Annotated in this window: 21 protein-coding genes and 1 pseudogene; 18 read left to right on the top strand and 4 right to left on the bottom strand. The window is 36.1% G+C overall.

The annotated features are described in order from the left end of the window. Positions 1-420: 420 nt before the first annotated feature. The 3 genes from CWO92_RS15505 to CWO92_RS15495 all read left to right on the top strand — a co-directional run bounded on the left by CWO92_RS15505 (position 421) and on the right by CWO92_RS15495 (position 2759). A complete protein-coding gene (locus tag CWO92_RS15505) occupies positions 421-870 on the top strand; it encodes an SRPBCC family protein (RefSeq protein ID WP_101355122.1) in 450 nt (149 codons plus the stop codon). Positions 871-1136: 266 nt separating this feature from the next. Further along, positions 1137-1562: a hypothetical protein gene (locus CWO92_RS15500; RefSeq protein ID WP_101355121.1), complete on the top strand. Its 426-nt coding sequence runs from the start codon at positions 1137-1139 to the stop codon at positions 1560-1562. A 324-nt stretch (positions 1563-1886) separates the two neighbouring features. Then, positions 1887-2759 (top strand): NAD-dependent epimerase/dehydratase family protein, encoded by an 873-nt coding sequence (locus tag CWO92_RS15495; RefSeq protein WP_101355120.1) that lies wholly within the window; start codon positions 1887-1889, stop codon positions 2757-2759. Between the two features lie 432 nt (positions 2760-3191). On the opposite strand, the gene CWO92_RS15490 is transcribed toward CWO92_RS15495, so the two are convergent. Beyond that, positions 3192-3695 (bottom strand): DinB family protein, encoded by a 504-nt coding sequence (locus tag CWO92_RS15490; RefSeq protein WP_101355119.1) that lies wholly within the window; start codon positions 3693-3695, stop codon positions 3192-3194. Positions 3696-4128: 433 nt separating this feature from the next. On the opposite strand from CWO92_RS15490, the gene CWO92_RS15485 reads away from it, so the two are divergent. From CWO92_RS15485 to CWO92_RS15440, 10 genes are all read left to right on the top strand, one after another. Continuing rightward, positions 4129-4611 (top strand): DUF2975 domain-containing protein, encoded by a 483-nt coding sequence (locus tag CWO92_RS15485; RefSeq protein ID WP_101355118.1) that lies wholly within the window; start codon positions 4129-4131, stop codon positions 4609-4611. Positions 4612-4621: 10 nt separating this feature from the next. Continuing rightward, a complete protein-coding gene (locus CWO92_RS15480; protein WP_101355117.1) occupies positions 4622-4837 on the top strand; it encodes a helix-turn-helix domain-containing protein in 216 nt (71 codons plus the stop codon). A 77-nt stretch (positions 4838-4914) separates the two neighbouring features. After that, on the top strand, positions 4915-5751 hold the full coding sequence (locus CWO92_RS15475) for a DUF817 domain-containing protein (protein WP_101355116.1): 837 nt from the start codon (positions 4915-4917) through the stop codon (positions 5749-5751). 704 nt (positions 5752-6455) lie between these two features. Beyond that, complete coding sequence (gene dcuS, locus CWO92_RS15470) at positions 6456-8060, top strand: DcuS/MalK family sensor histidine kinase (protein WP_101355115.1); 1605 nt, start codon at positions 6456-6458, stop codon at positions 8058-8060. After that, positions 8053-8760, top strand: a complete 708-nt coding sequence (locus tag CWO92_RS15465) for a response regulator (protein ID WP_101355114.1) — start codon at positions 8053-8055, stop codon at positions 8758-8760. The genes dcuS and CWO92_RS15465 overlap by 8 nt, the downstream gene beginning before the upstream one ends. 255 nt (positions 8761-9015) lie before the next feature. Continuing rightward, positions 9016-10470 (top strand): anion permease, encoded by a 1455-nt coding sequence (locus CWO92_RS15460; RefSeq protein WP_101355113.1) that lies wholly within the window; start codon positions 9016-9018, stop codon positions 10468-10470. Between the two features lie 253 nt (positions 10471-10723). Further along, positions 10724-11236, top strand: a complete 513-nt coding sequence (locus tag CWO92_RS15455; RefSeq protein WP_101355112.1) for a double zinc ribbon domain-containing protein — start codon at positions 10724-10726, stop codon at positions 11234-11236. Positions 11237-11317: 81 nt separating this feature from the next. Then, positions 11318-12427: a site-2 protease family protein gene (locus CWO92_RS15450; RefSeq protein ID WP_101355111.1), complete on the top strand. Its 1110-nt coding sequence runs from the start codon at positions 11318-11320 to the stop codon at positions 12425-12427. A 432-nt stretch (positions 12428-12859) separates the two neighbouring features. Next, entirely contained in the window at positions 12860-13051 is a 192-nt protein-coding gene (locus CWO92_RS26085) for a hypothetical protein (protein WP_235851619.1), read from the top strand. Further along, the gene (locus CWO92_RS15440; RefSeq protein ID WP_101355110.1) at positions 13029-13358 is read left to right on the top strand and encodes a hypothetical protein; all 330 of its coding nucleotides are present in this window, start codon (positions 13029-13031) and stop codon (positions 13356-13358) included. Before CWO92_RS26085 ends, CWO92_RS15440 begins: the two co-directional genes overlap by 23 nt. A 425-nt stretch (positions 13359-13783) precedes the next feature. Here CWO92_RS15440 and CWO92_RS15435 read toward each other — a convergent pair whose 3' ends face one another. Then, positions 13784-14836, bottom strand: coding sequence for an MFS transporter (locus CWO92_RS15435; RefSeq protein WP_235851618.1), 1053 nt, complete (start codon positions 14834-14836; stop codon positions 13784-13786). 161 nt (positions 14837-14997) lie between these two features. Here CWO92_RS15435 and CWO92_RS15430 point away from each other — a divergent pair, with 161 nt between their 5' ends. After that, positions 14998-16293 carry a helix-turn-helix domain-containing protein gene (locus tag CWO92_RS15430; RefSeq protein WP_207767803.1) on the top strand — a complete coding sequence of 432 codons (1296 nt, stop codon included), beginning with the start codon at positions 14998-15000 and terminating at the stop codon, positions 16291-16293. Between the two features lie 37 nt (positions 16294-16330). Further along, positions 16331-16600: pseudogene (locus tag CWO92_RS26080) on the top strand (helix-hairpin-helix domain-containing protein). Positions 16601-16913: 313 nt separating this feature from the next. Here the strand turns inward: CWO92_RS26080 and CWO92_RS15425 are convergent. Beyond that, positions 16914-17243, bottom strand: a complete 330-nt coding sequence (locus tag CWO92_RS15425) for a hypothetical protein (protein ID WP_101355108.1) — start codon at positions 17241-17243, stop codon at positions 16914-16916. Between the two features lie 16 nt (positions 17244-17259). Then, a complete protein-coding gene (locus CWO92_RS15420) occupies positions 17260-17715 on the bottom strand; it encodes a helix-turn-helix transcriptional regulator (protein ID WP_101355107.1) in 456 nt (151 codons plus the stop codon). A gap of 491 nt (positions 17716-18206) precedes the next feature. Here CWO92_RS15420 and CWO92_RS15415 point away from each other — a divergent pair, with 491 nt between their 5' ends. The 3 genes from CWO92_RS15415 (at position 18207) to CWO92_RS15405 (ending at position 20447) form a co-directional block, all read left to right on the top strand. After that, on the top strand, positions 18207-18965 hold the full coding sequence (locus tag CWO92_RS15415; protein WP_101355106.1) for a hypothetical protein: 759 nt from the start codon (positions 18207-18209) through the stop codon (positions 18963-18965). 5 nt (positions 18966-18970) lie between these two features. Further along, on the top strand, positions 18971-19456 hold the full coding sequence (locus CWO92_RS15410; protein WP_101355105.1) for a GNAT family N-acetyltransferase: 486 nt from the start codon (positions 18971-18973) through the stop codon (positions 19454-19456). Positions 19457-19787: 331 nt separating this feature from the next. Then, positions 19788-20447: a GntR family transcriptional regulator gene (locus CWO92_RS15405; protein ID WP_101355104.1), complete on the top strand. Its 660-nt coding sequence runs from the start codon at positions 19788-19790 to the stop codon at positions 20445-20447. The last annotated feature ends 377 nt before the right edge of the window (positions 20448-20824 follow it).

Below are 20824 nucleotides of genomic sequence, written 5' to 3'. Positions count from 1 at the left end.
AAGGGACACATCCTTTTCGCCATTTTTTTAAGGAGGAGAAACATGGTCTGGAACAGTTAAATTTATTCCAAAGTACGGGTATTCAGTTTTATTGGATGCCCGTTATTTTTGTTTACGTATTGTTGCTAAAAAATAACAAACATATAAAGGATATTACTATAACGGCTTCTGCTATTTATTACTAGATTATTTTCATCCGCATACAAAGGAAAAGGAATATCTTTTTCTTTGTAACCTTGAATGATATTTGTGTTGATTTGCTTTATGAAAAAACCCCTGCAGACGAAGTCATTGATTTGAGCATAAAATTCCAAATTTTAATTGAGGAAGCGGTTCTCGCTTTGATTAAAGGAATTTCCGGAAAATAGTAGTATTACCTATACAAGTGCTAATTCGAGGGAGAAAATCAAATGCCATTAATTGAGTGTAAAAATTTTCATTAAGGCACCGATTGAAAAATGCTTTGATCTTGCAAGAGATGTAGAGATACATACGAAAACGACAAGTATAACAAAAGAAAGAGCAGTGGGAGGCATCATCTCAGGACTACTTGAACTAGGGGATACAGTAACGTGGGAGGCGGTTCATTTCGGAATCAAGCAAAGATTAACTGCTCAAATAATCGAAATGGAAAAGCCAAATAGATTTGTAGATATTATGGTAAAGGGTACCCTTCACTCTTTTGTTCATACACATCAATTTATGGAAGAGAAGGAAGGAACCATCATGATTGACCAGTTTCAGTATAAATCTCCACTAGGTATCATTGGGGTTTTAGCAGACAAGCTATTTTTGGAGAAATACATGAGAAAATTCATTATTTCACGCGCAAACGAATTAAAAAAAATTGCTGAAAATGGGGGCAAATAAATATGAAACTAATGGATACCACTGCATTCTTTTTGAATAATTTCTTGAACTAGCATTCCTTTCTTAAGAAGCTATTACGCCGAATATCCAGATATTTTCGAGGTGTATTTTTCTTCCCATTGTAAAGATACACCGCATCGATTCAAAAGTACCCACAATATATTTCAACGATAAAAGAAGTTCATCAAAATGTATTTCCAATCATAAAGGAAGTAACAGAAGAATATTCTAAACTGTATCCAGTTACGTTTCCGATTGATGTTCACTTGATTGTCGGAGGATTCGGTTCCAACGCATATAATTATCGGCAAATCATTCCTAACATTACATTCGTTTTAGAAAAATTATCACCAGATTCAGATCACTTAAGAGTAATAGTTGCCCATGAATTTGGACACGCAGCTCAAAATATTTTGACATATAATGCGGGGATGGATTGGACAAAAACGAAGTGGAACAGCCCTCTGATTTGGTCTTATCGGGAAGGAGTGGCAACCCATTTTTCGAGGAGAATTGCTCCGGGCTTACATCCGTCTACTTACTTTTCGTATCACGACGAAGGGCATGAATGGCTTGCCTTTGCAATTGATAACGCAAAGGAAATTAAAAGGGCATTTTCAAAAGACTATCAATTTCTCACAACCGAGGAATTGTATCATGAATGGTTCTCCATCAATGGAAAATTAATTTAGGTGCTGATGAAGTTCGTATAGGTACATATACCCAAAACGGTCCGTTCACTTCGTTTTTCGGTCTGTTCTATGTGTTTTTCGTGCTGATAAGTCGTAAATTCGGTCCGTTCACTTGTAATTTCGGTCCATTCTGGGATGAGGGGAGCCCTTGCACCACTTAATTCCAAAATCATGATTAGTCTGCGCTAGGAGAAAGAAGGATTATGCCTATTAATATAGAACCTTAACAGTAACTCTTTTAATAAGATAATTTTCTAAAAAGTGATAGACGAAAAGGTAACGTGAAGTCTTATTAAACTATCAAATATAAAGGAGAACGAATTAATGAAAAATATTTTAGTATTAGGTGGCACTCGTTTCTTTGGCCGTGAATTGGTGGAGTTACTGATTGAAGAAGGACATAATATTGCGATCATGACTCGGGGTAAATCCGGCAATCCATTTGGTGACAAAGTAGAACATCTTATCGGAGATCGTTCCAATAAGGAAGAGCTGGCAAAAGTAGCGGAAGATCGTACATTTGATATTGTTTATGATAATATTTGCTTTTCTCCAAATGAAGCTTATGAGTTTTGTGAAGTTTTCAATGGGAAAATTGGCAAGCTTGTTTTCACCTCTACACTTTCTACGTATGAAATGGATGGGAAAGTAAAAAATGAGGATGATTTTGATCCTTATCATTATGAAATTCGGTTTGGTAATAGTGAAGATTTCTCTTACGGGGAAGGAAAACGTCAAGCGGAGGCGGTTTTCTTTAAATATGCGAAATTCCCGGTTGTAGCAGTTCGCTTCCCTATCGTAATGGGAGAAAATGATTATACACGCCGTTTACATTTCCACGTTGAACGTGTCGCAAATGGAGAGCCTATCGGATTTTTAAATATGGACGCAGAAATGTCCTTTATCCAAGCAACAGAGGCAGCACGGTTTTTAAAATGGGCTGGCTTCTCAGAAGTGGAGGGGCCATATAATGCAACAGCAAGCGGGAAGATTGCATTATCCGAATTAATAAAGTTGGTCGAAGAAGCTACTGGAAAATCAGCAAAAATCTCCTTAGTTGGAAATGATGAAATATGTTCACCTTATGCGATTCCATCTTCATGGTATATGGCGAATGAAAAGGCAAGAAATAGTGGGTTCCAATTTACGAATTTACATGACTGGTTGAAACCATTAATTGAAACCATTGCAAAATGAAAAGGATCAGTTATGTTTATAAGAAAAAAGAGGCTGAACATGTCAGGCCTCTTTTTTCTTTATGGAATCATTTTCTGCCCCTCTTGGTGGACTTATCTGATATAGATCGGAAAAACGCGGATATGAAAAGAAAACTCATGACCCGTGCCGTATAGTTATGAAGTCCGAAATGCAGTTCAAGAATAAACTGAAGCAGCAAATAATATTGCGTATTCCAAAGAAGATGAGGAAGTTTTAAACACTATGATTCAAATGGTATTTTTACAATAGCTTTTTGGATCTATTTTTGTAGTTTCACCATTAAGTTAACGACGTAATGTAAACAGTTCATCCGAAATTCGGTGAGTTTGATATTAAACCGAGGGGAATCTGATAGTTTGTAGTAAAAAGAGAAGACCCTTAGCTGGTATATAAACTAAGGGGTTTTTTCTATTAAAGTTTAGGTGGTTCCATCCCAATTGCATTCCACTCTTCTTGAGAAGGGCCGTATACACCTGGAACTTTAAGGCCAGCTTGTCTCATTAGCACCGTCATTTGTCCGCGATGATGCGTTTGATGCAAGATTAAAGTTAGCAGGGTAAGACTATTTGGCGAAGGGTGGCCAAACAAATTGTGCACTTCCTTGAGAGATTCATCTGACCATTGCTCTTTGATTGCAGAGACCATTGCTTCATTAGATTTGCGATATTGATCGGCAATTTCCTTTGCAGAAGTTGGCACATCCTGTTCAGACTTAGCACCTTCGAATTGTAAACCTGTTTGCGAAATGAACTCATAGAGTGACGTCACAATATGCCAAGCCATTCTTCCTAAATTTCTTCCCTCAAGGGATACCTTCTGCTGTAGCGATTCATCGCTTAATGCATCTAGAACCTTTTGAGTTGAGCTGCTTTCATGTTCCCATTGGTTTAAAAACTCTGTAATAGAATGAAACATAGCCATTCCTCCTTTATTATTTTCAATATTCCTTGACGTTCACATTTATCATAATACATTTGGCAGGGAAAAATCATGCGGGATGATTATGGAGATAAGCAGGAAGGAGATGGAGGGGAAGGCTATATGAATGGCGTCTGATAAAGCTCTTCTAATGAGTAAAGATGCTTTCAACCCATTAAGACTGTTGCCTCTTGTTTTGTTGCATTATATGAGGTTTTTCAATAGTTAGGATCTACCAAGGATAAGCTTGCCCATTAAAAAAGTTATTTATTTGGAATTGTAAGGATCAAAAAGGAAAACTCATCATTTAAACTAGGGGTTAATTCGCTGCATAACAATAACAATATGATATAAAACAATATTAATTTATTGTAAAACGATAAATAATATGTTAAAATCAAAATCACATTAAATCAGTGAGGTGCTATTTATGAAGCGAGGTTCAACCATCTTTTTGAAGTCCGTTATTTTTTTTATTGGAATAGCGATTCTTGCTTTGTGTATATTTGGGGTTCCTGAGATAGGAAATATTGTAGCAAAGCTACTACCTAATATGGCGTATATAAAATATCCTGTTTTAATTATCTTGTATGCGGCAGCACTCCCTTTTTACTATGCTTTGTATCAGGCTTTAGCACTGCTAAGTTATATTGACAGAAGCATAGCATTTTCTCAAAGCTCAGTAATTGCCTTAAAGAAAATCAAATACTGTGCGATTACTATCAGTTGCCTACACGTGCTTCTCTTACCGCTCTTTTATCTATTCGCCGATAAAGACGACGCCCCGGGTGTTATCTTTGTCGGATTGGTTATTCCTTTTGCTTCGATGGTTATCGCAGTCTTTGCTGCAGTACTTCAAAGGCTTTTAAAAGAGGCGATTGATATAAAATCAGAAAACGATTTAACAGTCTGAGGTGAAGAAGATGGCGATTATAATCAATATTGATGTGATGCTGGCTAAAAGAAAAATGAGCGTTACAGAACTTTCGGAGAGAGTCGGAATAACGATGGCTAACCTTTCAATTCTGAAAAATGGAAAGGCAAAAGCAGTTAGGCTTTCCACTTTGGACGCGATTTGTAAGGCTTTAGAATGTCAACCCGGAGATATTTTAGAATACAGAAATGAGGAAGATACCTAAAAGTATCTTTAGATGGAATAAAACAAGATTTCTTCTTCGACAAATTCATTGGATTCAATTCAAAAGAGGGGTTACTCATGAATTTAATCATTCAAGATGATGTACAGAAAAAAACTTTAAAGGCTCAAGTTACGAGAGCAGTAAAACAACTTGTTCGTTTTGGCTGGGAGCAGGCTCTATCATGTTTATTTCCTGTCGTAATTTTTGCCTCTTTGGCTTTAACAAAGGTCTTTACACCGCCAATCCTGCCACGGTATGATTGGCTGCTTATTATCTGTTTGCTGATGCAATGGTTCATGGTACGTTCAGGTTTAGAAACACGGGATGAAATAAAAGTTATCACTATGTTTCACCTTATTGGACTTGCGCTTGAACTTTTTAAGGTGCATATGGGCTCATGGTCCTATCCTGAGGAGGGGTATTCCAAAGTTTTCGGAGTACCTTTGTATAGCGGCTTCATGTATGCAAGTGTGGCAAGTTATCTTTGCCAAGCGTGGAGGAGGTTGAACGTTGAACTGGTTAAATGGCCGTCGCTTTTTGTAGTTGTACCTCTTGCCACGGTAATTTATTTAAACTTTTTTACTCACCACTATTGGATTGATGTTCGTTGGTGGTTATCTGGACTTGTCATTATCGTATTTTGGCAAACGTGGGTCACATACGAAGTTGGCGGAATTCGTTATCGCATGCCTCTTGCGCTTTCTTTTGTACTCATCGGGTTCTTTATTTGGGTCGCTGAAAATATCGCAACATTCTTTGGAGCTTGGGAATATCCGGACCAGGCTGATGCATGGAGTCCCGTTCATCTAGGAAAGGTAAGTTCATGGCTCTTACTAGTGATTGTTAGCTTTCTTATAGTAGCGACGTTAAAGCTGGTGAAGGGCAAAAATCACACTGGAAAGGATGGTAATTAACTTTTTAACCCCTGTTAAAACACGTCACTGATAGAGTATTGTGTACATCCATAGAAATAGAATATTGAACAACCAGGCAGTGTTTTCAATTGGGATGATGCACAAGGAAATAAGTTATAGTGATGAAAACAACGAGCCTGCTATTTTAGCTATCTCAACATTTTACGACAAGTAGTTTATTAATCAAACGTTTGATTAAACTCTCATAAAGTATGGAGTGAAAGGATATTGATCAAAGGTAGACTGCAAAAAATTGCTATAATTTGACGAAGACCTCTATTTTCCTTTCTGTATTCCAATAGACCCTTTAAGTAAGAAGATCCAATTCAATTTACAACCTTGCTTATCTTTAAATCCCTGTCCAACACTTTTTTTAATTACAAAAATGGTTCAGCATTTTTCAAGTACTATAATATACTTGGATACATCATATTAATGAATGTCTTTCATCGCTTTTGTGAAAGGTCATTTTGGGTGCTATTTCAATATTTTGCTTCTGGAAAAGGTGCTGTAGATGATTACACCTTTATATAAGATAATTGCCCAAATATGTTCGTTATTTAAAGATGCGATGGTTCTGATATCCATTTTGCTATAGGAAACCTATATGATAAAGGCTGCTTATAATTCTAAGCGGTCTTTTGCCACATTTTAACCATATGCTCTATACATACTATAATTATGATTAAGACTTGGGGGAGATTATGAAGAAGGGCAAACTTAGTTTACAAGCCATTATTATTATATTTGTATGCATTGTTGTCGCCTTATCACTTGGAATAACGGATTTAATTATAAGTAAGAGAATTACCAACAGTGTGGAAGCAACACAGAAAGAAAAGGCCCTAAATATAGCAAAAATGATTGCCTTTAGCCCACAAGTGATGGGGGCCTTTGATGGGAAAGTTAAAAAGGAAGAAGTAGAAATATTAACGAATCAGATAAAAGATAAAACGCATGTCCATTTTATTGTCGTTATGGATATGAAAGGAATTCGACTTTCACACCCAGATCCTAGTAAAGTGGGGAAGCACTTCAGAGGGGGAGATGAAGGGCCTGTTCTTCATGGAAAGGAGTATGTTTCCATATCAAAAGGAACTCTCGGTCGATCCATGAGGGCATTTACTCCAATAAAGAATTCACATGGAAAACAAGTCGGGGCGGTTGCGGTAGGTATCTCACTAGAAAACGTGACCAAGGCTGTGCATAAAGGACGGATGGGGATAGTTATTGGGACGTTAATCGGGATCCTAATAGGGGTAATTGGAGCAGTAGGTCTGGCAAGATACATCAAAAAAATCCTTTTAGGACTCGAACCATTCGCTATTGCTAAGTTGCTTGAAGAACGTAGTTCCATGCTGCAATCTGTACGTGAGGGAATAATAGCTATCGACAAAACAGGGAAAATCACCCTTGTAAACAGGGCAGCCAGTAAGCTTTTTAAAAGAGCCGGGCTTGTAGAGAACCCATTGGGTATGAACATTGGGGAGTATTTGCCGGAAGCTCGTTTGACTCACATCATAGAATCAGGCGAAACCGAATTAGATCAGGAACAAAATCTGAATGGGGTGACCATCTTAGTAAACAGTGTTCCAGTAGTGGTCGGAAATGAGCCGTTAGGAGCAATCGCTTCTTTCCGTGATAAAACCGAAGTCCAATTGTTGGCTGAACAGCTTACTGGTGTGCGTAACTATGCGGATGCTCTGCGCGCCCAAGCACATGAATTCAGAAACAAACTTCATGTCATTCTTGGCCTGGTTAGGACGGAACAATATGACACTCTTGCTAATTATGTGAGTGAAACGGTTAATCAGAGGGAAACAGAAATGAGCTTTGTAACCAAGAAAATCCAAGATCCTGTTCTTGCTGGATTTTTAATTGGTAAACTAAGCTTCGCCAGAGAGTCAGGTGCTTCACTATCCTTTGATTGCCCAAGTAAACTTCCAATGCCTGCAAGCTCTGAGATCACACATGAGCTAATAACGATTATCGGAAATCTCCTGGATAACGCAATGGAAGCAATTGCGGGCAGTTCAAACAAAAAAGTCGATTTAAGACTGGATTACGCAGAAGATATATTAACCATCGAGGTTAAAGATACAGGGATGGGAATGACGAAATCACTTCAAAACAGAATACTGGATAAAGGATTCTCAACAAAAGGAGAAACCAGAGGGTTCGGGTTATATCTGTCGGCGCAAGCAATTGAAAGACTGGAAGGGGAAATGATTGTTTCGTCCAAGCCAGGAAAAGGAACCAATTTTGCTGTTTATATACCTTATAAAGCAGAGGATGAACGGAATGATTAATGTAATGATTGTCGAAGATGACCCCATGGTGGCAGAAATCAATAAACAATATTTGGCCAAAATTGATGGGTTCCTTTTGACTGCAACCGTCCATTCAGTTGCGGATGCCATCTCATTTTTGAAAAATAATGATGTTCAGCTCATCCTTCTGGATATTTTTATGCCGGGAAAGCAGGGGCTTGAGCTGTTAACGTACCTAAGGAAAAATGACCTTGAAATAGATGTCATTATCATTACAGCAGCATCAGATTTGGAGCGAATTAAGAAGGCATTAAGGTATGGGGTTGTCGACTATTTAATTAAACCTTTTGAATTTGAAAGGTTTAAGACTGCACTTATTGCCTACCTAGAGCAAACCCGGATGATGGATAAGCAGGATTCACTTAGTCAGCAGGAACTGGATAACTTACTGTTACACAGAGAAGAGTCTGTAATTTCAGAGGAACTGCCAAAGGGATTAGCGAGGGATACCTTAAAGCAAATATGGGATGCGATTCAAGAGTTGAAGCAGCAGCCCTTTTCCACTGATGAAGTAGCAAATGTTGTAGGAATCTCAAGAGTTTCAGCTAGAAAGTACCTTAACTTTCTTAAGGATTTAGGAATACTTGAAGTCAAAGTTATCTATGGAACTGTAGGAAGACCTGTGTATCAGCATGAATTTAACCAGTTTAAGGCACACTTGATAAAAAACTTTTTGTAAGCAGTATCTTAGCTGCTTACTTTTTTTATTTACAAAAAGAATTATAAACTTTCTTAAACTAGGAAGATGGTTTTCATACGAATATGATGGACATGCAACAAAAGGATGTCAAAAACAAGGCGATTAGAATTTTAGTTCTTTCTATAAAGCCTTATCAGTATAAAACGTAATCATTACTCGTAATGTGCATTAATTTGGTTAAACTTGTGATTCATTACACAAAATTTGTTAAAAAGTGATATAAGGAGTAAAAGGATGGGCTCTCAAAAACAATTGCAAAAGAAGCAAGTAAAAGGAGAAGAGAAGAAAGAAGTAAATTTTATTTCATTAATTATTACTGTGGCTGTCGGGGCCGTAATCTGGTTTATTAGTGCTCCTGCTGGTCTCGATGAAAGAGCATGGCATTTGTTTGCTATTTTTGTGGCAACTATTATTGGATTAATTATTAAACCACTGCCGATGGGCGGAGTAGCAATTCTTTCCATAACAGCTGTTGTTTTAACCAGAACGCTAGGCCTTAAAGAAGCGTTAAGCGGGTTTCAAAATACGACGATTTGGCTGATTGTCATTGCCTTTTTTATTTCTAGAGGTTTTATTAAAACAGGATTAGGAAACCGTATTGCGTATATGTTTGTTAAAAAATTTGGTAAGAAAACGTTAGGATTATCTTATTCGCTTATCGTTAGTGATTTGATTTTAGCACCCGCAATGCCGAGTAACACTGCTCGCGGCGGAGGTATTATTTTTCCAATCATCCATTCTTTATCAAGAACTTTTGGCTCTGATCCTAAAGATGGGACAGAGAAAAAGATTGGAGCGTATTTAATAAAGGTTGGTTTTCAAGGGAACATGATTACCTCGGCCATGTTCATGACCGCTATGGCAGCTAATCCATTGGCGGCAACTATAGCCAAAAGCGCAGGTGTAAATATAACGTGGACAGGATGGGTAGTTGCGGCTATAGTACCTGGTATAGTCAGTTTAATCGTTATCCCTTATTTTATATATAAAGTTTTTCCTCCCGAAATTAAGGAAACACCAGTGGCAGCTAACATAGCTACGCAAAAGCTAAAAGAAATGGGACCTTTAAAAAAGGCTGAATGGAGTATGATTGCGGTATTTTTGCTCATTTTAGCACTTTGGATTTTTGGAGAGAAATTGGGGATTGACTCCACCACTACTGCACTAATCGGTTTATCCGTTTTATTGATAACATCTGTTCTATCTTGGAATGATGTTAAAAAAGAAGAAGGAGCATGGGATACATTAGTTTGGTTTGCAGCCCTCGTGATGATGGCAACCTATCTGAATGATTTAGGTATGATTCCGTGTTTTAGTAAATGGATGGGTGGAGCGGTTCAAGGATTACCTTGGATATGGGCATTGCTAATTTTAGCGCTTATTTACTTTTATACACATTATTTCTTTGCCAGCAATACAGCACATGTCAGTGCCATGTATGCAGCGTTTTTAGGAGTAGCCATTACGACCGGAGCACCCCCAATGCTAACGGCCTTAATATTGGGTTTCTTCAGTAATCTATTCGGATGTTTGACCCATTATGGAGCCGGTCCTGCCCCTGTTTTCTTTGGTTCAGGCTATGTATCGCAGAATAAATGGTGGTCCATTGGATTTGGTATTTCGATTATTTATATTATCATCTGGGGTATTGTAGGTGGCCTCTGGTGGAAAGTACTTGGTCTGTGGTAAGTTATTTTCACTACATTTACTGATTTTATAGGCGGACAGTGTTTCTATTGCACTGTCCGTTTTGTTTATCCAGTTTAATTGAACGGTTTATAAAAGAATGTTCATTAACCCTCATTAATGGAGTGATGTCAATAATCATCGGAAGCGATTTTAAAATAGAGTGTTCCCTTTTTCGTTAAAAAGAAGAAAAATTCGGGAACATAAGCTTTTACTTAACCGTATATATGACTAATCATATTCGGGGGGATAGCTTATGAAAAAGGAAAAATTTATGACAAGGCAGCATAAAAAAACACGTTTATTTTTTCGAATATTTGGTCCTGTGCTTTTCGTTATAGGAGTAATATGTTTAATCGTGGCATTCATAAATTTTTTCACCCTTCAAGATTTTGAGGAACCAAAACTATTTTGGTTATTTTTTGTGGCAGCGCCCGCAATCTTTGTGGGTTTCGTACTGACAGGTCTTGGCTTCGGTGGAGCTGTTGCAAAATATCAAAGTAGAGAATACGTTCCTGTAGCAAAGGATTCACTTAATTATTTGGCAAAGGAAACTACTTCAGGAGTAAGGGAAATCGCAAAATCCATAATAGAAGGAACCCCAACCAATTCCATAACATGTCCTACATGTAATGAAAAAAATCAAAACCATGGAAAGTTTTGTAGTTATTGCGGGGATAAGTTAGAGAAGATTTGTCCTCAGTGCGAACAGGGAAACACCATGGATGCCCTTTATTGTAATCATTGTGGTGAAGCAATTGAAGAGTAAATAGATTAATATTACAGTGAAATCTCTTTTAAAATAAATAAAGTCGATTAAGCATGTACTTTTCCAAAAGGAGATGTTTATTTGAAAAGCAAAGAGCTAGGTGGAAAGAAAACCTTTATTGGTATTTTAAGTACAGTAATTATTCTAGTATTAAGTAAGTTAAAATTTATATTAGTGATTATTAAATTTCTTAAACTACATACTCTTTTAAGTATGCTTATTACTCTAGGAACCTATGCAGTTATGTTTGGATGGAAGTTTGCAGTTGGTCTTGTCTACTTGTTGTTTGTTCATGAAATGGGTCATATTTTCGCTGCTAAAAGAATTAAACTACCCGTTACTCCCGCAGTATTTATTCCTTTCATAGGTGCGGTCATCGGTTTGAAGGAAATGCCCAAGACTGCAAAGGATGAGGGCTTTTTAGCATACATGGGGCCATTTTTTGGATTTTTAGCCTTTTTGCCGGCAATCCCGTTGTATCAATATACACATGAACCGTTTTGGGCACTATTAATTATATTAGGTGCACTTATTAATCTATTTAATTTAATACCGATTACGCCTTTGGATGGAGGAAGAATTGCAGCTGGAATTAGTACAAAGCTATGGGGAATAGGCATTATATTATTGATTGCCGATTCAGTAATGCGTTTTAGTTTCCTAGGCTTCATGATTGTTATTATCGGTTCAATGGAATGGTACAATTTATATAAAAAGCAAAAAAACATAAATAGCGACAAACTGGAAGTAGAACAACTTGAAATTATGGTGGGTAAATTAAAGAAAGAGTCTCACCACTTAGAAGTGGTTGAAGAAATCATAACCAAGGCTAAACAGGAGATTTCTAACACGAAGATAACGAGCATTTTAGATACATTGAATTCTGAAATCGAAAAGATGAAAAAGGAGATTTATCTTCAACAATTAACCGGTGCATTTGCTATTAGTGACCAAGTTGGCAATGACCACCAACAAGTAATGGAAGGTATCTTCAACCAATTAGAGGAACAGGCATTAAAGATGAAAAAAGAAATCCATACGACTGAATCGTATTATAAGACGGATAAAAAAACGAAAATCCAATTATTTTTTATTTATATAGGTCTAGTTATTGTTCTGTCTCTTAGTTATTACTATGGGAATGAGATCCTCAGCAATAATCCAGAAGTACAAAAATTATTGAACAATTAATTAAGATAATAAAGAGAATCTATTGGAAAACAATCAAAAATGAGGAATCCAAGAATGGAAAAACAAAATGGTCACTAATCTTATTAGTTATAATAGTCTTGATACTTATTATCATGCATCTAACAGGTTACTTCATACTTTGCTTGAAACTAACGGGTGATATGATTCCTTTAGTGATAAATATAATTGTTTTATCCGTAATTGGCTTTCGGTATCACAAACGATGGACTACTGCTGTTTTAATCATAAGTATTCTGATATTAATGATATATGGCTTTGCAATTTGGTTAATGGACTATAGCTACGAAAAGATGGATTCTCCTTATAATCAGCAGTCTCTTGTTATTGAATACCGGCATTTTTCATTTGGTGAAACAACATATTCTTATAACTTTTACAAGACAAGGTTCGGTTTTATTGGTAGGCATCTTGATGATCAATCCCATTACAATAACTTTGCACCATTCAACTGGATTCAGTGAGGAGGATCCTTTAGGTATGGCAAATGAAAAATGGGTCACGAAAAATATCGTTCATTTCCCGACTTGGATAGGTTTGAAAGAGGTAAACTTGGATTCTTCTCAATCATCAACGAGAGCAAGTGAAGACTGGGATAAGAATTGAAAAAAAAGAGGAACAATCTAATTACTCTTTGTCATCGGTAGGTGCAACAGATATTAAAGCTTTTATCGATAATGCTAAAAACAAAAGGAATGGTAAAATTCTTACTGTAAATGGAAACCGTTTAATAATACGCTATGACAAGGCATCCGGCCAAATTTGGATTGATGTGACCAATGAAAACGGTGAAGGGGTAATACTCAGACAACAAAGCTCCCATATCGAGATGAATGAAGTAAGCGGATATTATATGCTGGTAGAATGTACACACCAATGGCAATATTCTTTGTTTCCTTTAGAAAGAAAGTAGCTAATTTGATATTTTAGTGATCTACGCCTTTCCGATTAGAAAAGGCGTCTATTTATGATTGTTAAAGATTATTTTATAATAACAAGTCAATTATTTCGGCAATTTACTACAAGTTGGTTGTTATTCAAACGTTTGATCAAAAATCACCAAAATTCTCGATTTAAAAAGATTTTCAAATATAAAGGACTGCAAAACATGCTAATATTTGACGAATCCTTTTTAACCGCTATAATTTTTGTAATCCCCGTACCTCCTTACTAAACAACGGAGTCAATCCCATTAACATTGCCCATGTTCCTGCAAAGTAAAAAATATAGCGAATTGGAATATGGTCGGCTAGATAGCCACCGAGAAAGACCGTGGCTGGCATCATGAATGCGGAAATACTTAAAACTAGGGAATCAACCCGTGCACGATATTTAGGTTCAACTAACGTGATTAATAGTGTTCCGAATACAACCGCTTGGAAAATACCAAAGAGTGTTTGGATTGCAAATAAAATAAATGCGATTATTAAAGAGTTTCCAGTTCATAATAGAATCATACAAACTAGATGAAATTATCCTAGCGCCAGTTAAAATAACTACAGGTTTAAATTTCTTTACTATCTTACCAACAAAAAGACCAGTTACAATGGAAACCATTACAGCGGTTGCCTCAAAGAACCCATACTGAGATGAAGTTGCCCCATATTGTGTTTTAAGAATAACCATATATAAATATCCAATTGAAACAATATTGGTACCCATATTCATAAAAGTAAGTGCTAGTAATGCATTATGCCCCCTTAAAATTTTCGCCCCTTCCTTAAACTCAGTCCAAAATTGCCTCTTTCCTTGGTGTTGTTGTTTTTCCTTTGTTTCATATTTAGGAAGTACCAACCATTTAACCAAGACCGCCGCAAGAATAAATAAAGCTGAGTGTGTTAACATAACTCCGACAAAGCCAATTAACGAGAGTAACATTCCTGCTACCGCATTACCGAGTAATCCAGCAGTATTACTTGCTGATGACATATAACCACTCACAATTGCAATCCTATCTTTCCCAATTAGTATAGGTAGAAGTCGGTTTTGTGATGGAAAAATAAACGCTTGGGCTACATCATTCACGATAACCATCACCATCACAGAAAAGACTATGTAATCACGGAAAAAAATATATGATAAGGCTAAAGCTACTCCAATCAGAGCCATAACTATATATGCTTTCTTCATAGCTGACTTTGGATTGAATCGATCAACAAGAACTCCTATAAACGGTCCGGCAAATACATTTACAATAAAGGAAATTGCCGCAATGGCTGAGGTTAAAAAAGCGGACCCTGTACGATCAAGAACATACCATGATACGCAAAGGGTATAAATGGCCTCTGCAATGCTGCCAATGGCCGAAGTGCATACAATAAAAGACATATTTCTTTTTACATAAGTTGATGGTGCTTCTTGGTGTTGTAGATGTGCAATTTGTGTTTCCATTCTAACTCCCCTTCAAATTATTAAATATATTTAAAAATAATATTAAATATATTTAAAATAAAATACAATGATAAATTTGAAGATTTTAAAAATATTTTTAAATAAATTAAAAAATACAGTATAATTATTAGAATAAAAGAATTACGAACAGGAGTTTAATGATGACGCAAATAGGTTTAAAAATAAAAAAACTGAGAAAAGAAAAGAAGCTGACTTTAGCGGATGTCGCAAAAGACCAGATGTCTCCAGCTATGGTCAGTTTAATAGAAAACGGCAAATCAAAGCCATCAGCTGAAAATTTGAAACATATTGCCGATCAATTAGGAGTCAATGTATCGGAATTGATGGGAGGGAGCTTGACAAAAGAAGAATTAAGGAAAGAATTATCCAATCTATTAGAAATTTTGGATGGTATGGCTGGTTCAGATAAAATAGAACAAGCTATTACTCATATTAAGTTACTGCTTCCCCAATTAGGGAATAGCTATGAATCCGCCAGAATATATGAATTATATGCCCGCTGTCTGTTTTCATACTATATTTACTTTAAATCGAAATATGATATGTTGGATGAACGAGACTGGTCCAAGTATGCTTCAAAGGCAGAGGAATTGTATAGCGACTTACACATGGAAAGCAGAGTGTTGAAAATTCGCTTATTCTTTGCACAAATAGAAAGTTACCAAGGAAACCATCAAAAAGCTATACAACTGATAAACTCCGCTCTTAACAAAGCGATGGGAAACGATTATGAAACGATTTCCGTTCGAATTGATTTAATGTTATTAAAAATTGATACGGTTGATGCCCTAGGAGAATTTGAAGAGGCTTTTCAATTGTTAGATGAAGTCATAGGCTATATCAATAAACATGTTATGTTAAACCGGTTCTTTGAAATTCATAATCGTGGTGCCTTAATGTACTATAATATCAACAATTTTGCTAAGGCTAGGGAGTTTGTAGATAAAATTAATAAGTTTTTTGAAATAATCGATAATGATCACCTATATCTTGAAAAGGAATTAATTTTGATTCATTATAAAGAGTTTTACGAGAATGAACCTGAAAAAGCCCTAGATATGGTGAATGAATATGAGAAAAAGTTATTAAGTATGGAATCAGTAGATGAGGAGTGGAAATATTCATATGGAGAATTTGCAGCGGATGCCAAAGCAAGATGCTATACAAAGCTTAAACTGCCGGAAAAGGCATTACCTTTATTCAGAGAATTATTCAAAAATGAAGACAAACATATTGAGTACTCCGCCTTTGATGTTGGTATTCGTGAAACTAATAAATCATACCAAGCCTTATGCTATATGGAATTAAATCAATTGGAAAAAGCTAAAGAATCTGCTCAGGAAGCGGTCAAGAAATTACGCCATTATCCGCATACGGCATATTATCAATTTGTAAGGAATGTTCTACAGGATATTCAAATGAAGGAGTTTAAGTAAAATGTAGAGTTATATCTAAAAAGCCAACTTTTAAAAAATAAGAATTTGTGAAAAGGGAATCCAATACTATAAAAGCAGCGATTATCCAAACTGTCCGATATGTGAGCAAAAACGAAAACCAAATGTTGGATTTCTTTCACTTCCAGCTGCACCGGCAAGAAGAGCATTAGAAAACCACGGAATAAACACTTTACAAGAGTCTCAAAATATACTGAAAAAGAAATTTTGCAATTCATGGGATAGGGCGGTTTCCTTGCCTAAACTTAGAATAAATTTGGCAAAAAAAGGTAATCATCTTAGAAGCTAATAACCTTTTTAAATAGGTAAAGACTGGTTGGAAAAGGTTCCAACCGGATTTTATTATATCATAGATCCTTTAATCGCTAAAAAAACCGAAAAACCCTGTAGAATCAAAATTAGGACACTGGTCCTTAGGAATAATTGAAAAGGTGTAAATGGTATCATAAAATAAAAAGTACTAGCACAGAAGCAATATTACCTATTATTAGGGGGATGTGCCCACTGAACCTTGGGCAAAGTACGGATTCATAGAAAAATAAACAAATGGAAAGCGATATAAATTGATAGAGATAATATCGTCCCACCATTCTCATCCCCATTTATAACCCAGATTGCCAAGCAATGATAATAAATGTTGTCCAAAGTAAAGAGGCAAATATCAAGAAACCACTGCATATCATAATAAGATTGTTGAAAAGAAAGGCAACTTTTCTACAATGAAGATGTTCAATCCTTATTACCAAGAATACTAGAAAAAACGTTGCCAATAGGGATGAGACATAGGATATTCCTGCACCAACGTTATACCAGACCATCGTATCCTTTCCCCAATAAGCCATGTCTTGAAAAAGCATAATGAATATAAAAGCGATGATGGAAAAGGTAAGGGGAAGTGCAGCATAATATGGGTATGTAGTGAGTTTTTTCAAAAATAACCCCTCCGTTTTATCCTTGATTGTCTAATTCATTTAAACGTCTTATAGCTTCTTCTTTATCAAACGAACTAAACCAGCGATAATGTTCGTCATCTAATATCCGATAGTGCTGACTGATTAAGTTTTGCTGTAAACGGAACTTCCCTTTTTTATTCACTTCCTTCCACCAAACACGACCACCAAGTGATTTATCTTTGGGTCGATCGATTCCATTATGTGCAATAGTTTCTATGACCTCCAATGGTTCATTTCCCAAAACGGATTGTAATACCTCACTATCCTTGAATAGCGAACAAATCGCTACGGCATTGGTCCAGCCAGATAAAATCCTGCCTTTTTCTATTTGAACAAGTGTTTTCTTTGATATACCAATCACTTCCGCCATCTTTTCCTGAGAATAACCCTTTTCTAAACGAATAAGTCTATATTTGCTGGAGATAAGTTCAATAATTTGATCACGATTCATATAATCATACCCTTTTATAGTTACCTTTTATATTTATTGGTATAATTTCACATCGATAAAATATCGTTTACAAGAATATTTTTCCTTAAACACCGAGTTTTTTCCAAAAAATAATGAATTTTAATTTTGTAATTATAGAATATTATATAAATAATTTTCTGAATGGATTGTTGGAATGGATGTTTTAAATCTAACAAGTAGGAAAAGACAAAGTGTTCCCAATCATTTAATGGATAAAGTCTTTTCAGTAAGGTTTTTAAATATTAGAGGTGTCATGCCAACCGGTGTTGGACTCTGGTGTGTTGAGTGATTCGTGGGGGATTCGTGCTTTATATATATTAATAGGATCTATCATAGCATCTATATTGGGAATATTGCTGCCATATTTTCGTTTTTTAAACGGAGCTATGAAAAGAGATGCTGCATAAGAAGGGATTTATTTTAGATTAGTAGAATGTAATTTCTATACTAGGTTAAGAGGTGTAAAAAATATGTTCGCTCCGCAAAGTATTCTTTCTGCATGGCGGAAATTTGACCTATTCCCGATGGAGACATTAACAAAGGCTTGGTACTTTCAACGGAATACAAAAAGGAAACAAAGAGAAGTTTCTCTAATGAAAGAGCATCGAGAACAATATGGAATATCGGGAAATTGCTTTGATCTAGCGATTTGGCTTCTTGATGAATTTCAGAAAGAAGGGATTCCAGCTTATCCTATCGGTCATGATTTAGGTACAGATCATGCTCATGTTGCAATCATTGCGCAGGACGACCATGGAAGACGTTACTTATGTGACCTAGGTGATCAATGGTTACAACCTATTTTAATCGACAAACATCATATTGAGTTTACAGAGGAAAAGCTACGCGGATTTTTCCCTGCGGCGGATATACAAGTAAACTCAAGAGAAGGGGAAGTAGAGATCCTTTATCACCGCCCAAATGGAAAAATTTCAAAACAGGCTTATGACACTGCGCCAATTGGCCAAGCTGAATTTTTGCAGGCAGCCGAATTCTCGCAAAATTTATTAAAGCCACGGCCGCTATTAGAATGCAGAACCCCATATAAATCAGAAATAGCCCATTGGGAATTTTACAACTGGGAAAGCTTTTTAAGTACAACCGAGGGAATCTTCCATGACCCTCAACGTGAGAGAATTGAAGATTGGGCACCATTACTTCATGAAAAAACAGGTTATGATATACAGTTTTTAATAGAAGCTTTAGCGCTTTTTAAAAGGGAGAAGTGATACTCATGCAATACACCATCCGTAAAATGAACTTAGAAGACATCCCCCAAGTCCAAAACATAGCAAAGGTAAGCTGGAATGCAACTTATGAAGGCATTATTCCCCTAGATATTCAGGAAAGCTTTTTAAAATCTGCCTATAATGACGAGATGATGAAAAGGCGATATGAGCAATCTATTATGTTTGTGGCGCAAGTGGAGGAGAAGGTAGTTGGATTTGCGAACTTTTCCCCTTTGAAAGAAAATGGGGAAGCTGAGCTTGGAGCCATTTATCTGTATCCGCAATATCAAGGACATGGAATAGGGACAGCATTGTTAAATGAGGGCATTCACTTTTTAAAAGGTGTAAAAGAGATATATATAAATGTTGAAAAAGATAATCAAATTGGCACCCGTTTTTACGAAGCAAAAGGATTTAAGACTGTTTCTCATTTCGATGACTACTTTGAAGGCTATTCTTTAAAGACGGTAAGAATGGTATTACAGTTATAGTAAGATTGTTCCCTATGTTATCTATTTAATTGGAATGGGTTCGTAGTTGGGGTTGTATATATATTGATTGGGTATTTTGTGTTGGAAAATACGCCAGAACTTATCAAAGAGGCATGCAGCCTTTGATAATCCCAAACTAGTCTTTACTTTGGGGTATCTTTTCTTAAAAAAAGATACCTATTCTAAGACGAATAAAGAAAGTAGTGAAATCTTACCTTGAAAAATGCCCCAAAGTTCAAGAAAAGAGCTTTAAAGATGGACAACAGAATTTTCCCAGTTTTTGATGTATACTAATAGATAATAAATTTTATAAGTATACGGAGTGCTAAACATGTTTTTTGATCGTTCTAATCCCTCGTGGGACCACCCTGAGTTCGGAGAGTCCTTGCCGCAACAAATATACAAGCATATTTTAAAAAATATTATTGAAGGAAACATTAAAGCAGGAGAAAAGATTGTGGAAGAGGATGTTTCGAAGGAGCTGAATACTAGCCGAGCCCCTGTTCGTGAAGCCTTATATTTATTACAGGTAGATGGCATTGTAGAGAGAATTCCAAGGCGTGGCACTGTTGTACGGACCTTTGCTCAGCATGAAATAATTGAATATAATGATGTGACCATTGAATTGCTCCGAGTTGCTGTTGATTATTCCCGTGATAAGTGGAATGAAGAGAACAGATCTACATTAAGAATGTATATTGAAGAGCTAAATTATGAGTTTGAAAACAAAAATGTTATTCCCTATCAAATAAAAGCACAGCAACTGTTAAAATTCCTTTTATTCGTAGCAGATAATAAGGCTCTAACAAGATTTTATGATGAGGCAAGCCACATTCTAAAAGTATTTGCTCAAACGCAATGGAATATAAAAACGGTGGAAAACTTTCATGCCAACTTTCATATTTTTGCTGAATCCCTTCTCCTTCCTGATTACGATAGGGCGAAAGAGGCTATTTATCATGCTCTGAAACAGGGAGTTATTAGAGGTTAATGATTATCTTGAATATAGCAAATAAGAGTCCTGTACAGGTGTACAGGACCTTATTTTCAAGAAAAAAGTATCTCTAATGATACTTCAAATCCCAATTTGGGTCCTTACTAAAATTATAGATGTCCCCTTTTCCAAAGATTTAATACTTTGTTTATCGTGTGATGGTTTATCCACTTTGCATCAGCATGGTTTATTTGGTAATCCGAATAGATGGTTTTTTTAACCCAAGTGGCCCTTCTAATTCTACAGTTATCCTTAAGCGTCATATCCCCGTTGTTGATATATGTGGAACTGGTAGTTTTTATGAAACCCTTTACTTCTCTACAAAAGGCAGCGATACAGACCCCTAAAATATTTCCTTCTTGAAAAATTTGCTT

The organism is Heyndrickxia camelliae (assembly GCF_002844575.1).
Classification (GTDB): Bacteria; Bacillota; Bacilli; order Bacillales; family Bacillaceae_C; genus Margalitia; species Margalitia camelliae.
The sequence above is the reverse complement of the archived record's forward strand: the minus strand, read 5'-3'. Positions and strand labels throughout refer to the sequence as shown.

What these genes read in the sequence shown, in the direction of transcription:
- CWO92_RS15495 (WP_101355120.1), top strand. Translation starts at nt 1,887, where the DNA reads ATGAAAAATATTTTAGTATTAGGTGGCACTCGTTTCTTTGGCCGTGAA.
- CWO92_RS15490 (WP_101355119.1), bottom strand. Translation starts at nt 3,695, where the DNA reads ATGTTTCATTCTATTACAGAGTTTTTAAACCAATGGGAACATGAAAGC.
- CWO92_RS15485 (WP_101355118.1), top strand. Translation starts at nt 4,129, where the DNA reads ATGAAGCGAGGTTCAACCATCTTTTTGAAGTCCGTTATTTTTTTTATT.
- CWO92_RS15480 (WP_101355117.1), top strand. Translation starts at nt 4,622, where the DNA reads ATGGCGATTATAATCAATATTGATGTGATGCTGGCTAAAAGAAAAATG.
- CWO92_RS15475 (WP_101355116.1), top strand. Translation starts at nt 4,915, where the DNA reads ATGAATTTAATCATTCAAGATGATGTACAGAAAAAAACTTTAAAGGCT.
- dcuS (WP_101355115.1), top strand. Translation starts at nt 6,456, where the DNA reads ATGAAGAAGGGCAAACTTAGTTTACAAGCCATTATTATTATATTTGTA.
- CWO92_RS15465 (WP_101355114.1), top strand. Translation starts at nt 8,053, where the DNA reads ATGATTAATGTAATGATTGTCGAAGATGACCCCATGGTGGCAGAAATC.
- CWO92_RS15460 (WP_101355113.1), top strand. Translation starts at nt 9,016, where the DNA reads ATGGGCTCTCAAAAACAATTGCAAAAGAAGCAAGTAAAAGGAGAAGAG.
- CWO92_RS15455 (WP_101355112.1), top strand. Translation starts at nt 10,724, where the DNA reads ATGAAAAAGGAAAAATTTATGACAAGGCAGCATAAAAAAACACGTTTA.
- CWO92_RS26085 (WP_235851619.1), top strand. Translation starts at nt 12,860, where the DNA reads ATGATCAATCCCATTACAATAACTTTGCACCATTCAACTGGATTCAGT.
- CWO92_RS15435 (WP_235851618.1), bottom strand. Translation starts at nt 14,836, where the DNA reads ATGGAAACACAAATTGCACATCTACAACACCAAGAAGCACCATCAACT.
- CWO92_RS15430 (WP_207767803.1), top strand. Translation starts at nt 14,998, where the DNA reads ATGACGCAAATAGGTTTAAAAATAAAAAAACTGAGAAAAGAAAAGAAG.
- CWO92_RS15420 (WP_101355107.1), bottom strand. Translation starts at nt 17,715, where the DNA reads ATGAATCGTGATCAAATTATTGAACTTATCTCCAGCAAATATAGACTT.
- CWO92_RS15415 (WP_101355106.1), top strand. Translation starts at nt 18,207, where the DNA reads ATGTTCGCTCCGCAAAGTATTCTTTCTGCATGGCGGAAATTTGACCTA.
- CWO92_RS15410 (WP_101355105.1), top strand. Translation starts at nt 18,971, where the DNA reads ATGCAATACACCATCCGTAAAATGAACTTAGAAGACATCCCCCAAGTC.
- CWO92_RS15405 (WP_101355104.1), top strand. Translation starts at nt 19,788, where the DNA reads ATGTTTTTTGATCGTTCTAATCCCTCGTGGGACCACCCTGAGTTCGGA.